Source organism: Hoeflea sp. TYP-13 (genome assembly GCF_040932035.1).
Lineage (GTDB): Bacteria > Pseudomonadota > Alphaproteobacteria > Rhizobiales > Rhizobiaceae > Hoeflea_A.
The window spans coordinates 905087-918822 of sequence record NZ_JBFRBB010000002.1 but is presented as its reverse complement, the minus strand read 5'-3'; the positions used below and the strand labels follow the sequence as shown (position 1 = coordinate 918822).

The 13736-nt window shown below is 57.3% G+C and carries 16 protein-coding genes; 15 read left to right on the top strand and 1 reads right to left on the bottom strand.

The features are described from left to right. Position 1: 1 nt before the first annotated feature. From rpe to ABVT35_RS14485, 9 genes are all read left to right on the top strand, one after another. Entirely contained in the window at positions 2–688 is a 687-nt protein-coding gene (rpe, locus tag ABVT35_RS14525) for a ribulose-phosphate 3-epimerase (RefSeq protein WP_368467305.1), read from the top strand. 19 nt (positions 689–707) lie between these two features. Then, positions 708–1436 carry a phosphoglycolate phosphatase gene (gene gph / locus ABVT35_RS14520; protein WP_368467304.1) on the top strand — a complete coding sequence of 243 codons (729 nt, stop codon included), beginning with the start codon at positions 708–710 and terminating at the stop codon, positions 1434–1436. Beyond that, positions 1437–2162 (top strand): HAD-IA family hydrolase, encoded by a 726-nt coding sequence (locus ABVT35_RS14515; protein ID WP_368467303.1) that lies wholly within the window; start codon positions 1437–1439, stop codon positions 2160–2162. It abuts the gene before it with no gap. 165 nt (positions 2163–2327) lie between these two features. Continuing rightward, complete coding sequence (locus tag ABVT35_RS14510; protein ID WP_368467302.1) at positions 2328–3380, top strand: Rieske 2Fe-2S domain-containing protein; 1053 nt, start codon at positions 2328–2330, stop codon at positions 3378–3380. A gap of 2 nt (positions 3381–3382) precedes the next feature. Further along, positions 3383–4228, top strand: a complete 846-nt coding sequence (locus tag ABVT35_RS14505) for a hypothetical protein (RefSeq protein WP_368467301.1) — start codon at positions 3383–3385, stop codon at positions 4226–4228. Next, complete coding sequence (locus tag ABVT35_RS14500; RefSeq protein ID WP_368467300.1) at positions 4225–4842, top strand: Rieske 2Fe-2S domain-containing protein; 618 nt, start codon at positions 4225–4227, stop codon at positions 4840–4842. The genes ABVT35_RS14505 and ABVT35_RS14500 overlap by 4 nt, the downstream gene beginning before the upstream one ends. Further along, positions 4839–5510 carry a glutathione S-transferase N-terminal domain-containing protein gene (locus ABVT35_RS14495; RefSeq protein ID WP_368467299.1) on the top strand — a complete coding sequence of 224 codons (672 nt, stop codon included), beginning with the start codon at positions 4839–4841 and terminating at the stop codon, positions 5508–5510. The genes ABVT35_RS14500 and ABVT35_RS14495 overlap by 4 nt, the downstream gene beginning before the upstream one ends. A 2-nt stretch (positions 5511–5512) precedes the next feature. After that, complete coding sequence (locus ABVT35_RS14490; RefSeq protein ID WP_368467298.1) at positions 5513–6460, top strand: 2Fe-2S iron-sulfur cluster-binding protein; 948 nt, start codon at positions 5513–5515, stop codon at positions 6458–6460. Between the two features lie 13 nt (positions 6461–6473). Continuing rightward, entirely contained in the window at positions 6474–6767 is a 294-nt protein-coding gene (locus ABVT35_RS14485; protein WP_368467297.1) for an acylphosphatase, read from the top strand. A gap of 4 nt (positions 6768–6771) precedes the next feature. Here ABVT35_RS14485 and ABVT35_RS14480 read toward each other — a convergent pair whose 3' ends face one another. Beyond that, positions 6772–7710 carry a LysR family transcriptional regulator gene (locus ABVT35_RS14480; protein WP_368467296.1) on the bottom strand — a complete coding sequence of 313 codons (939 nt, stop codon included), beginning with the start codon at positions 7708–7710 and terminating at the stop codon, positions 6772–6774. Positions 7711–7823: 113 nt separating this feature from the next. Here ABVT35_RS14480 and ABVT35_RS14475 point away from each other — a divergent pair, with 113 nt between their 5' ends. The 6 genes from ABVT35_RS14475 to ABVT35_RS14450 are packed head-to-tail and all read left to right on the top strand — an operon-like array spanning position 7824 to position 13712. Continuing rightward, complete coding sequence (locus ABVT35_RS14475) at positions 7824–8567, top strand: Rieske 2Fe-2S domain-containing protein (RefSeq protein ID WP_368467295.1); 744 nt, start codon at positions 7824–7826, stop codon at positions 8565–8567. Positions 8568–8607: 40 nt separating this feature from the next. Further along, positions 8608–9465, top strand: a complete 858-nt coding sequence (locus ABVT35_RS14470) for an aromatic ring-hydroxylating dioxygenase subunit alpha (protein WP_368467294.1) — start codon at positions 8608–8610, stop codon at positions 9463–9465. A 14-nt stretch (positions 9466–9479) separates the two neighbouring features. Next, positions 9480–10106, top strand: a complete 627-nt coding sequence (locus ABVT35_RS14465; RefSeq protein ID WP_368467293.1) for a glutathione S-transferase family protein — start codon at positions 9480–9482, stop codon at positions 10104–10106. Between the two features lie 56 nt (positions 10107–10162). After that, on the top strand, positions 10163–11704 hold the full coding sequence (locus ABVT35_RS14460) for an ABC transporter ATP-binding protein (protein ID WP_368467882.1): 1542 nt from the start codon (positions 10163–10165) through the stop codon (positions 11702–11704). After that, positions 11692–12792, top strand: coding sequence for an ABC transporter permease (locus tag ABVT35_RS14455; protein WP_368467292.1), 1101 nt, complete (start codon positions 11692–11694; stop codon positions 12790–12792). Before ABVT35_RS14460 ends, ABVT35_RS14455 begins: the two co-directional genes overlap by 13 nt. Then, positions 12792–13712, top strand: coding sequence for an ABC transporter permease (locus ABVT35_RS14450; RefSeq protein WP_368467291.1), 921 nt, complete (start codon positions 12792–12794; stop codon positions 13710–13712). The genes ABVT35_RS14455 and ABVT35_RS14450 overlap by 1 nt, the downstream gene beginning before the upstream one ends. Positions 13713–13736: the final 24 nt, after the last annotated feature.

The window sequence follows — 13736 nt, the reverse complement described above, 5'->3', positions numbered from 1 at the left end:
TATGACCACTGGTACGATCATCGCGCCATCTGTACTTTCCGCCGATTTCTCCCGCCTTGGCGATGAAATCGAGGCCGTGGTGCGCGCCGGTGCGGACTGGATCCATCTCGATGTGATGGACGGGCATTTCGTGCCCAACATCACCTTTGGGCCGCCGGTCATAAAAGCGGTGCGCGATCGTACCGACAAAGTGTTTGACTGCCATCTGATGATCGAACCGTGCGATCCCTATCTTGCTGCCTTTGCGGATGCCGGCTGTGACATCATCACCGTTCATGCGGAAGCGACCAGACATCTCGATCGTTCGCTGCAGGCAATCCGTGATCTCGGCAAGAAAGCAGGGGTCTCGCTCAATCCATCGACACCGGAAAGTGTCATCGAATATGTCCTCGACCGGCTCGACCTTGTCCTGTTGATGACGGTCAATCCGGGCTTTGGCGGACAGGCCTTTATACCGTCGGTCGTCGAGAAGGTGGCACGGGTCAAAGCTCTTGTCGGAGACCGGCCGATCGATATCGAAATCGACGGTGGCGTTACACCGCAAACAGCGCCGCTGGTCTCTGCCACCGGCGCCAATGTACTCGTCGCCGGTTCCGCCGTTTTCAAGGGCGGTTCTGAAGAGAACTACAGGGAAAACATCCAGGCGATCCGCAACGCCTCTGACGGGGCAATCAGAAACGCAGCCTGACAATCACAAGGAGCGAACCATGTTGACGAAACCTGGTCGCGCGCCTTCCGGCGTGCCAGTAGCCAAATCCCCTTTGTGGCCGCAAGCGGTCCTTTTTGACCTTGATGGCACGCTGGTCGACTCCGTGCCCGACCTGACCGCATCCGTGAACCGGCTGCTTGAATTCAACGGACTTGGCCGGCTCGATGTCGACGACGTGCGGCCGATGATCGGCAATGGGGTCAAGAAGCTCGTGCAGCGCGCGTTCGCTGCTCATTCTGTCGAGCTTGAGGGCGACAGGCTCACCTTCACCACCGACCGGATGATGGGGATTTACCGCGAGCACCTGACAGACAACACGACGCTGATGACCGGCGCATATGAAGCCATTGCAGCATTGGATCAGTCCGGGGTCCGCATTGCGGTTGTCACCAACAAGCCGGAGAGCCTTTCCCGACGCATCCTTGAACATTTCGGTCTTGCCGAATTCGTCGGTTCGGTGATTGGCGGCGATACGGGACCGGCGCGCAAGCCCGCACCCGATATGCTGTTGCAGGCGCTGGCGGAGTTTGGAGTGAGCGCGCAGGATGCATTGCTGGTCGGCGACAGCCCGGCCGACATCAATGCTGCAAAAGCCGTCCCAATGGCTTCAATTGCCGTTCGTGGCGGATATACGACCCAACCGGTTGAGAATTTGGGAGCCGACCAGGTGATCGACAGTCTTGCGTGGTTGTCCCGGGCGATCCAGACCCTCAGGGAGACGGATTAAGTGACGGCCCGTGCCCTGATATTTGATGTTGACGGCACATTGGCCGAAACCGAAGACCTGCACCGCCTGGCGTTCAACAAGGCTTTCGAAGAGGCGGGAATTGACTGGGTCTGGAGCCGGGATCTCTACGCCAGATTGTTGCGGGTTACCGGCGGCAAGGAAAGAATCCGCTCCTATGCGGAGGAGACCACGACGGCAAATATCGATGCGCCGGCCCTTCACGCGCGAAAAACGGAAATCTACAACGGCTTTATGGTGCCGGGCGCGCTGCAACTTCGTCCCGGTGTCGAGCGGCTCATCCGCTATGCGAAAGACGAGGGATTGGAGCTTGCAATCGCAACCACCACCAGCCGTGCAAATATTGTAAGCCTGTTTGCCGCGACCATGGGCGCCGATGTGTTGCGCTGGTTCCGCTCGATCCGCTCCGGTGAGGATGTGCAAAACAAGAAGCCGGATCCGGAGGTTTTTCAAAAAGTGCTGGAAGACCTGGATCTGCCCGCTGCCGACTGCCTGGTCTTCGAAGATTCCGAAAACGGTTTGCGCGCGTCAAAGGCGTTGTCTTTGCCGACGGTCGTTACGCCGAGCATTTATACCTGGGACAATGATTTTTCAGACGCGGACCTCATCATCCGGACCATTGATGAGCCGTTTTCCATGCGTGAACTGATGCCGGAAAAGCCCGTCTCGGATATTCCGGAAAATATGCGCAAACTGCTGTTCGTCTAAACAGTCTAGTGTTCAAGATATTGAACATGAGGTCCAATTAGTCTCTCTATCTTGGACGAATGCGAAGCGATACCCTCCCGATAAAACAATCACAAACGCGTCGAATTCTGGATACTCGACCATCAGGAAAGGCCGCGCTGATGAGGGCGGCTCGGGAGGACAATAATGAACATACACAGGCCGCTGGTCGAAGATCAGAGTTATCTTCGGCATTTCTGGCATCCGGTCTGCACGCTGGACGAGTTGAAACAGTCAAACCCCGACGGCGTTGGCCCCATCGGAGCTGTTTTACTGGACGAGCCATTGGTTATTGCCAGGCTTGATGGCGAAGTCGTTGCCATGCGAGACCGCTGCGCGCACCGTTTTGCCAAGCTGTCAGCCGGAAAAATCATCGGGTCGCGTATTCAGTGCCCATATCATGGCTGGGAGTATGGCGCGAGCGGCAAGTGTGAACTTATCCCGGCCTGCCCGAACGACCCGATCCCGAAAAAGGCGATGACGCCTGGTTATGATTGCCGGGTGAAGTACGACATTGTCTGGGTGCGTCTCGATAGTTCATGGGACCTGACGGAGGTTCCCTATTGCAGCGCCTGGGACAATCCGGAGTTCGAACGGGTGATCGTTGCTCAGCCCTATGACTGGGATTCGTCTTCCGAGCGGCGCTGGGAGAACTTCACAGACTTTTCCCATTTTGCATACGTGCATCCCGGAACGCTCTACGATCCGGCCTATTCGGAGCCGGCAATCGTCCCGATCGACCGGGTCGGCGGCGAAATGCAATTCTTCATGGAACCAGGCAAGGACATGCTTGATACACTGCCGCCGGAAAGCCCGTTGGGTAGCTGGACTTACCGCGCCGCAATGCCGTTTTCGATCAATCTTGATATCCGGCTCTACAAGACCGGCAAGCCGTTCCTGCTTTGGACGACATCGAGCCCGGTTTCGCATGACAGGTGCCGTAATTTCATGATTATCGCCCACACCGATGCCGAGCTTCCAGACGAAGAACCGTTAAACTTCCAGAAGATTGTACTGGCGGAAGACCAGCCGGTCATCGAAACCCAGCCTGGCGGGCTCTCCCTTGAGGAGGTGTCGCTGCCGACGGATAAGGTGTCGAACCAGTACCGCAAATGGCTTCGCGAACTCGCCAATGCCGCCTCAAACGGAAAAGAGGCGTTCGAGCATGCCCTGCTGACGGATATCGTCGAAAGCAGATAGTCATGAAAGCGAATGAGGATAAGGCCGTCTGGAACGCCTGGTATCCGCTTGGCGTACCGCAGGAAATAAGGCGGCGTAACATGTTGCGGACCTGGCTTCTGGACAATGAAATCGATCTGGAAATTCACAGGACCTGGATTTCAGTGGCCTGCGGAGGCCGGCCGCTGCCTGTCTGTGAGAGGCTGGGCTACATCTGGACGACGCTGGGCGAGCCGGACCGGTTGCCGCAATCGCTGATCGAGTACTACGAGGTGGACCGGCTGGCGATGAACATCTGGTCGACACCGCTGAAATGCTCCGGGCTGCGCATCGTCGATAACGTCATTGACAATGCTCATTTTCCTTTTGTCCATCCCGGCATCCTGGGTGATGAGGAGCATCTCGACCTGCCGCCCTATGTCAACGAAGTGGATGCGGACGGAACGCTGTGGTCGTGTTCCCATCAGGCCTGGCTGCCGATCACCAACTCTGTCGCGGAATACACCTACCGCATTTCGGACCCCTATTCGGTAATCCTCTTTATCCACCGGCCGTGCGTACCTGGCGAGGTGCAGCGTTACGATTATCTAGGCATCTTTGCCCAGCCCGTGACCGAGGAACATTTCATTGCCCACAAGATGTTTTCATGGGTGCGGGAAGACTGGATGGAGATGCGACAGCTGCGCTCCGATCAGCAGTGGATTTCGGTGCAGGACAATTATGTGCTGGAGCGCCACAATCCGAAGAAACTGCCGCTTGGCAACGGATTGGAGGCGTCAGTGCCTGTCGATTCCGCATCGATGGCCTATCGCGACTGGCTGCTTTCGAAGGATGTGCGCTACGGCGCGCTTCACGGAGGCGCATCATGAACCTGGTGAAAAAAACCACCATGTGGCCGGTTGCCCTGGAGCGCGAGGTTCTTCCGGCAAGCCTTGCGCGTGCCGGTTTTTTTGGCAAGGAGTTGGTCGTTTGGCGAGGCGACGACGATGTCATCAGGGTTTGGGAAGACCACTGCCCGCATCGCAGCGTGCGCCTCAGCGCCGGACGCAATCTGGGCGACAGTATTCAATGCATCTATCACGGCTGGCGTTATGGAAAAGATGGCACTGTTATCGAAATTCCCGCGCTGAACCATGAAGCGCGATCCGACATATCGGTGAATGTCATGTCCAGTGCCGTTGCAGGCGGGCTGGTCTGGGTCACGAAGAACGGCGGCAACTGTACTCCGGACAATGTGCAGGCTGGGAACGGTGCCGTTCTCCTCAGACCACTGCCGATCAATGTCGATGCCGATGCAGCACGGGCCGGACTTCAAGACGCATCCGACGGGCAGTTGTTCATCACGCCCGCGGACGAGAATGCCTGTACGGTGTTCGGCTATGCAATGGCGCGGGGCAAAGAGAGCGAAATCGAAACTGCGCGGCGGTGCAACGCACAGCTTTCAAGGTTACGACGACGATTGGAAGCTGGAGGGACAACATGATCCGGCTTTATGACTACGCCCTTTCGGGAAACTGCTACAAGGTCCGGCTGCTCCTGCGCTGGCTTGAACTCGAATACGAGACGGTGTGTGTGGATTTTTATCCGGGCTTCGAACATCGCGGCGAAGCATTTCTCGAGGTCAATCCGCTGGGTCAGATACCTGTCATCGAAGATGAGGGTGTGACCATTCGCGATGCCCAGGCGATCCTTGTTCATCTGGCGGGGAATTACGACAAAAGCGGTAAATGGTATCCGCTGAAACAGCCAAATCTGCTTGGTCCGATACACAGCTGGCTTGCATTTGCCGACGGGTTGACCGCCACATGTTCGGCAGCCCGGTTGCACGACGCCATGTTCATGGATGTCGATATAGACAAGGCGCGCAACGGTGCGGAGCGTCTATTACGTATTCTTGACGAGCATTTGTGGTTTCGCGAGCGGGACGGTGCCGACTGGCTGTGCGGCTCCGATCATCCGACTATTGCTGATATCGCGTGCTTTCCCTATGTGGCGTTGTCGGAGGAGGGCGGCATACCGCAGCTTCCGTATCCGGCCATTCAGCGGTGGATGGAACGGTTCCAGAGGATCGAGAAGTTTGAACCGATGGCCGGGATGATGCCACTGGCTATGCCGGCATCAGACAGGATTGCAGGAAATACTGGAGGTTGATCATGACGCTGACGGTCAGGATTGAGAAGATCTGGGACGAAACGGAGGAAATCCGCTGTTTTGAGTTGCGTTCCAACAACGGCATCGCGCTTCCACCTGCAGAGCCAGGCGCTCACATCGATATTCAGATCAGCGAAGGGCTGACGAGGCAGTATTCGCTGTGGAATGGACCCGAGGACACCGGGCGCTATTTCATCGGAGTTAAGCGGGAACCGGAGTCGCGCGGCGGGTCTTCCGCCATGCACGCCCTTGCTCAGGGGCAAAGTGTAACCATAAGCCCGCCACGCAATCATTTTCCACTGGCCGGTGGCGAGGGGCCGCACATCCTTCTGGCCGGCGGTATCGGAATTACGCCTCTCTTTGCCATGACGCAGCGGCTGGAGGCCGAAGGGCGGGATCATCATCTGCATCTTTTTGCCCGCAGCATCGATCACGCGCCCTTTGCTCAAAAGCTGCTGGCCAGTCCTGCCGCAACCATCCATCCCGGACTGGTGCCGCCGAAACTGAACACCGTTCTTGCGGACATTCTCAACAACGGGCAGGGCGGTGGGCATCTTTACCTGTGCGGGCCGGGACCTTTCATGGATCTCGTGCGAGAAACGGCGGCAAACAGCGGATGGCCGGAGAGCCGGGTGCATCTTGAGTACTTTTCCGCGGACCCGGATGCACTGCAGCTCGACGGCGACGCGTTCGAAGTTGTGCTGGAGAAGTCCGGAACGACGCTGGTGGTCGGAAGCGACCAGACGATCATCGAAGCGATGGAGGAGGCGGGGCTTGAAGTGCTGACCTCGTGTGAGCAGGGCGTTTGCGGAACGTGCGTCACAAATGTCATAGAAGGCGAGCCGGACCATCGCGATCTCTATTTCAATGCCGGTGAACATGCTTCCGGCAAGGTGATCACCCCATGCGTCTCGCGCTGCAAGGGCAAACGCCTTGTGCTTGATCTGTGACACGGGTGATGCCTTGACCACCCATGCGACCGTTCTGGCCATTCACGGACAGCTACAAAAAGGCGACTTTCCTGAATTCGCCGGGCTTTACGCGTCCCGACTGAACCTTTCGGGGCGCTTTTCCTTTGTCGCTGAAAATCAGATAGAGATCGTGCTCTCAGGCCCGCCCGAGTTGATCGATATGTTCGAGGTTGCCTGCTGGCTTGGTCCGAAGGAGACAATTGTCGATCGTATCGATGTCCGGCCGAGTGTTCCGTTGAACACGCCAATGAACGGATTCCGAATTTCTCCTGTTCAGCATCAATAGCAGGTTACTTGTCCGGGCTGATAAGCGAGTAACCCGGGTGCGTGATGAAATTGTTGAACTGGTTGCACAGTATGTCGACGACGACCATCACCCGCATGTTGCGATGCCGGTATGACGGATAAAGCGCATAAACGCTGGTCTCTTCAGACCGCCAGTCCGGCAACACCGGAACAAGCGCGCCAAGTTCCACTTCGTAGTGGACGAAAAAATCCGGCAGATAGGCAATAGTGTTGCCGGCGACGGCAAAATATTTTGCCATCCAATAGTCGTGGACGCTGAAGCGCGGATAGAAGTCCACCACAATGTCCTGTTTGCCGTTGGACAAACACCAGTCTTCCGCTATGCCGTGGCGGGTGTAGAGCACACCTGGAAGCTCGCGGATGGCTTCAACCGTGTCCGGTCTGCCGTATTTTTCATAGGTGCCGGGCGTGGCGTAAAGCCCGTAGGAAACCGTGCCCAGCTTGCGGCACATCAGGTTTGAATCGGGCGGCGTGCCCACATAGATGACGCAGTCGAAATCGGCGTCCTCGACGATCAGCGCGTCACTTGGATACATGTGAAGATCGAAATCAATCTGCGGATAGGCTTCCGATATGTAATAGGCCGCCGCGCCGATGATGCTGGTGCCAAACTCCGCGCTGGCTGCAATCTTGACTTTGCCGCTGATGGCAGAATGCGCACGCTGGGCGGCGCTGGCAGCGGATTCGCAGGTGTCGAAAATTCTCGAACAGGACTCCAGATAGGCAACACCGGCATCCGTCAGCGTCAGCCCTTTCGAGCCGCGCACAAACAATTCGACATTGAGCGCGTCCTCCAGCCGTCTGAGGTTGTGGCTGAGTGTAGCCTTTGGAATATTCGTCGCCGCAGCAGCTCTCGTCAGGCTCCCGGCCCGGGCAACCTGGACGAAGCAGTGGATATCTTTGAGTTCGTATGGATATTGCATGTAGTGTCCAAGATTTTGAACAAAGCGTCTTATCCATAAGTCTATTTTGAACCACTTAAATTTGCTAGTTCTTTTGAAACAAACAAATAAAAACATTTGAGGGAGCGTGCCCCATGGCACAGGGAGGAGCTTTGGACCGATGGGTCGCCATCGGTCTGAGTAGCGGTATTGCGCCGGAATCCGCGTCCGGTATCACGGTTGGTGCCTATGATCTCGCCCTTTGGAGAGGTGCAGACGGCAAAGCGCGTGTTTGGGAAAACCGCTGCCCGCATCGAGGTATGCGTCTTTCTTATGGTTTTGTTCGCGAGAACCGGCTTTCATGCATCTATCATGGCTGGTCCTATGACGGCGATGGCTCGTGTGCGGCGATCCCCGCACATCCCGGCCTCACACCCCCGAAGACAATCAAGACGCAAATCTTCGAATGCGTCGAGCAGGCCGACATGATCTGGGCTGCCGTTAAGGGAACAGACGATCCCGAGCCGGCAATTCCGGGCGACTGGACCGGTTGCCGCTCGATCGCGATCGATGCACCTTTTGACACCGTTGCCGGTCTCTTTACCCAGGTGGATTTCCAACTCACTCTCCCCGCGGGTAACGGTGCGGCAGGACCCTTAACCTGTGAGCTGCAAACGCTCGGCGACGGTGTCTACCTGATCCGGCCCGATGATGTGCGAACCTGCGATGCGCTTTTGTGTGCTGTGCAACCGGTCGCTACCTGCAAGGTCATGCTGCATGTTTCCGCCCTATTGACCGGTGCCACCGGCGAGCTGGGCGAAAACCTCAAGCTAATCAGCAATTGGGCAATATCCCTGCGCCGCATGGCCGAGGCGGAAACCTCATCTGCGGCCGCCTGAATCGGTCGCCTGAACAACTGGCAAACAAGGAAGAGAACGAATGGCAATGGATCCATTCACATGGTCGCACTGGTACGCGATTGGCAGGCTCGAAGATGTGCCTGAGGGCGGGACCCGCAAAACGCGCCTTCTGGGGATCGACATCGTTGCCCACCGAAGCAGCGGCGAAGTGACTGTCGAACGGGTAGAGGATCATGCGCCGCTTGCCGTTCAGGAACGATACGGCCACGTGTGGACAACGTTCAGCGACGAACCAAAGCCGCTCTACGACATGCCGGAATTCGATGAAGACGGGCGGCGGCTGGTGACGGCCGGTTGTGTGACGGTGCGCTGCTCGGGTCTGCGGGCAGTCGAGAACTTTCTCGATATGGCCCATTTCCCCTTCGTCCACACCGGCATCCTCGGCGAGGAAGATCATGCGGAGGTGGAACAGTACTGTGTGGAGATGCGCGCGGACGTCAACGAAGTCTGGGCGACCAAATGCAGGTTCTACCAGCCCAAGGCTGCAGCGACCGCGGAGGGCGGTCAGATGACGCATTATAAGTATCGCGTCCCGCATCCATTCTCAACGATCCTTTACAAGACCTGCCCGATCCGCGAGGGCGCATGGGATCTAGTCGGCCTTTTCATCCAGCCGCGCGATGAGGATCTGTGCGACGTGCATTCCTTTGTGCTTGTCTTCGATGAGGAAAACACAGACACCGGTCTCTTGCACTTCCAGCAAACGATCTTCCTTCAGGACCGGATGATCCTTGAAAACCAGGTGCCCGCTCTGCTTCCGCTGGATCCCCGGCGGGAACTGCCGACCCGGGCAGATGCTTCATCCATCGCCTATCGCCGCTGGCTGAAGGAAAACGGCCAGAGCTTTGGCGTGCTGGCTGAAGAAGCAGTCGGTTAGAAAGGCAGATCACGATGAAGCTATACGATTACGTTCTTTCCGGAAATTGTTATAAAATCAGGCTCTTGGCAGCCTTTTTAAAGCTGGATTACCAAACTGAGCCCGTCGATTTCTACCCAGGAAAACAGCACAAGAACGAGGAGTTTTTAACAATCAACCCGCTTGGGCAACTTCCAGTTCTTCGCGATGGCGATCTCGTGATCCGCGATGCACAGGCGATACTGCTCTATCTGGCCAACAAATACGATTCCGAACGGAGCTGGTGGCCGGCAAATAACGCCTTGCGTGTCGGAGAAGTTGCGATGTGGCTTTCCTTCGCGGATCAGATCACATCCACCGCATCGGCAGCACGATTGCACGACATGCTCGGTTACGAACTTGATGTCGATGCAGCGCGTTCGGGCGCCAATACACTGTTCCGGGTGCTGGAGGATCATCTGACCGACCGCGAATTCGATGGCGACGACTGGATTGCCGGCGACTGTCCGACCATCGCTGACATAGCCTGCTTTCCTTACACGGCGCTTTGCGGCGACGGTGGCATCAGTCTGCAGCCATTTCCGGCCATCCAGCGATGGGTCAGGCGGTTTACGGCCCTTCCGGGTTTTGTCGCTATGCCAGGGATCAACTGCATAAAATGATGAAGCACAACACATCATACCCTGCGCCTGTCGCAATCGAGAACCCCATGAGCGAGATGGCCACGCCACTATTGCAGCTCTCCGGCATCACCAAGCGGTATCCTTCGGTGGTCGCCAATGACGGCATCGACCTGACTATCCAGCCGGGCGAAATCCACGCGATCCTCGGGGAAAACGGCGCCGGCAAGTCGACGCTGATGAAGATCATCTTCGGTGTCGCCCATCCTGACGAGGGACGGATCCACTGGTGTGGCGAGGAAGTACGGATCGAAAATCCCGCGAGCGCCCGAACGCTCGGTATCGGCATGGTGTTTCAGCATTTCTCCCTGTTCGAGACGGTGTCGGTGGTGGAGAACATTTCGCTGACTGTGCCCGGGTCACTTGAGGAACTTGCAGATCGGATCCGGCAAAAGAGCGATGAGTTCGGGCTGCCTGTCAATCCGGGCGCGCTGGTTCACAACCTTTCTGTCGGCGAGCGACAGCGGGTCGAAATCATCCGCTGTCTGCTGCAGGAGCCACGTCTTTTAATTCTTGACGAGCCGACCTCCGTTCTGCCGCCACCCAATGTGGAGCAGCTATTTGCAACTCTGAGAAAGCTCGCCGAAAGCGGTGTTGCGATTTTGTACATCAGCCACAAGATGGACGAAATCAAAGCCCTTTGCAGCTCTGCGACCATATTGCGTCTCGGCCAGGTGACTGGCCGCATCGACCCGCGCACCACCGATGCGTCGGAACTGGCGCGGCTTATGATTGGTCGTGAGATACCGCATGCGACGCATGCTGAAGCCAATGGGGATGGGGAGGACCGTCTCGTCGTCTCGGGGCTTTCCTACGCCGACCCTGATCCTCATTCAGTCGATCTGCACAATATTTCGTTTTCTGTAAAATCCGGCGAAATCCTCGGTGTTGCCGGTGTGTCGGGCAATGGTCAACAAACCATGGCCCGGCTTTTTTCCGGGGAAGAGATATTGCCGCCGCAATTCCGCGAAGCCATTCAGATGATGGGACAGCCTGTTGCCCATATGAATGCGGAAAAACGTCGCCGTCTGGGGCTTTCGTTCGTGCCGGAAGAACGCCTCGGCCGTGGTGCGGCGCCCGGACTGGAATTGAAAAACAACGGACTTTTGACGGCGCACCGGCTTGGCATGGTACGGCGTGGCTTTGTGCGAAGGCCACAACGGGACCAATTCACCGATAAATGTATTACCGATATGGACGTGCGCTGCTCGGGCCGCAATGCGGCAGCCGCCAGCCTTTCGGGGGGCAATCTGCAGAAGTTTATAATCGGCCGCGAGATGATGCTCGAGCCGAAATTACTGATCGTGTCGCAGCCGACATGGGGCATCGATGTGGGCGCCGCTGCCATGATCCGGCAGCGGCTCGTGGACCTGCGCGAGACGGGCGCGGCCATTCTGGTGATCTCCGAGGAACTTGAAGAGTTGTTCGAGATCTCAGACCGGCTGATTGTCATGTATGACGGTCGGATGTCCGATCCGGTGCCGACCCGTGCAACGCATCCTGAAGAGATCGGCCGCATGATGATTGGTGATTTCGACGCCGTAGGCAAAAGCGGGGTGGATCAATCATGGGTGATCTGATTCCCTGGCGGATTGTTCCGCGTGAACATGCTTCGAGACAGGCAGTCATCCTGGTCCCGGCTATGACGATCGTTCTGACAATCCTGTGCAGCATCGTGCTGTTTACAGCACTGGGCGCGTCACCGGGCCTTGCTCTCTACGCTTTCTTCGTCGATCCGTTCAGCTCGGCCTATTCGATCAGCGAAATCCTGGTCAAGGCAAGCCCGCTGATCCTGATTGCGCAGGGACTGGCGATCGGTTTTCGTGCCAAGGTGTGGAATATCGGCGCGGAAGGCCAACTGATTATCGGGGCGATCAGCGCCAGCCTGATACCAATCACGTGGCCGCAGAGCACCTCGGTGCTGATGCTGCCGGCGATGATCTTGATGGGCGTTGTTGCAGGCATGGCGTGGGCCTCCATCGCCGCGTTCTTCAGGACGCGCTACAATGCCAGCGAAATCATCGTCACTCTTATGCTCAATCAGATCGCCTTCCAGATCCTCTATTATCTGGTGACCGGTCCGTTGCGTGACCCGCGGGGGTACAATTTCCCGCAATCCGTGCCTTTTCCCGATGCTGCGCTCTATCCGACGCTGTTCGGCGGAGCTGATATTCGCGCCAATCTGTCACTTGCAATCACTATCGCTGCGTCATTTGCCGCCTGGCTCTACGTGTCGCGCAGTTTTTCCGGATTCCGGCTACTGGTGGGCGGCATTGCACCGGCGGCGGCGCGCTATGCCGGATTTTCCCAGAAGCGGGCTATCTGGATTTCGCTTTTGGTCGGAGGCGCGGCTGCAGGTCTGGTGGGCGTTGGCGAGATAGCCGGTCCGATCGGCAAATTGCAGCCGATCCTGTCGCCGGGATACGGTTTTGCCGGGATCATCGTTGCCTTCCTCGGCGGTCTCAATCCCATCGGCATCGTCTTTGCGGGGCTCTTCATGGCGGTCATCTATGTTGGCAGTGACAGCGCGCTGCTGCTGGCCGATATCCCGTCATCGGCGCCCATCGTGTTCCAGGGTTTCATCCTGGTCTTTTACCTGGCGGCATCGCTTCTCATTCACTATGAAATCCGAGGCAAGGCTGCCGTCAAGAGCGGAGGGGCTGCTTGATGGATACCTTCGTTTTTGTCTTTGCCGGCGCATTTGCCACTGCCACGCCGCTGCTTCTTGCAGCTATGGGCGAATTGGTCGTTGAAAGGACCGGTGTCCTTAATCTTAGTGTTGAGGGGATGATGGCGATTTCGGCTGCGATTGCCTTCATGGTGGTTTACACAACGGGTTCGCACAGCCTGGGATTTTTGATTGGCGCGGTCTCGGCAGCGGCGCTTTCCGTGATCTTTGCAGTTCTGGTGCTGGTCTTCCTTGCCAATCAGGTAGCGGCAGGACTTGCCGTCGGCATTCTTGGTCTCGGCCTTTCTGCGCTGCTTGCTCGCTCGTTCGAAAGCGAGACCCTGATTCCACTGCGGGACATCAACTTACCTGTCCTTTCCGATCTGCCTGTGGTCGGTCCGATTCTGTTTACGCATGATCCGGTTGTCTATCTGACCATTGCGATCGGTCTTGTTCTTGCGTGGATGTTCACGAAGACACGGCTTGGGCTGATCCTGAGGGTGGTTGGTGAAAATCCCGAAGCTGCGCACAATCTAGGATTTTCGGTTTTAAGGACGCGGTTCTGGGCCATCGTCTTCGGTGGCTGCATGGCCGGCCTTGCCGGCGCCTATGCCTCGACCGTGCTGACGCCCGTGTGGTCGCAGGGCATGATCGCCGGCCGTGGCTGGATCGCTGTGGCGCTCGTGGTCTTCGGCACGTGGAAGCCATTGCGCGTGATGTTCGGGGCCTATTTTTTTGGCGCGGCGCTGCTTGCCGAACTTGCTGTGCAGTCGCTCGGCATCGATATCCCGTCGCAGATCATGTCCAGCATGCCCTACGCGCTGACGATCCTGGTTCTGGCGGCGGTTTCCAAAGACACAGTTCGCATCCGGCTGAATGCGCCGGTTTCACTGGGCGAAAACTACCGGCCCAGCGCCTGAGCCGGCAAAATATAAAACGGAGGA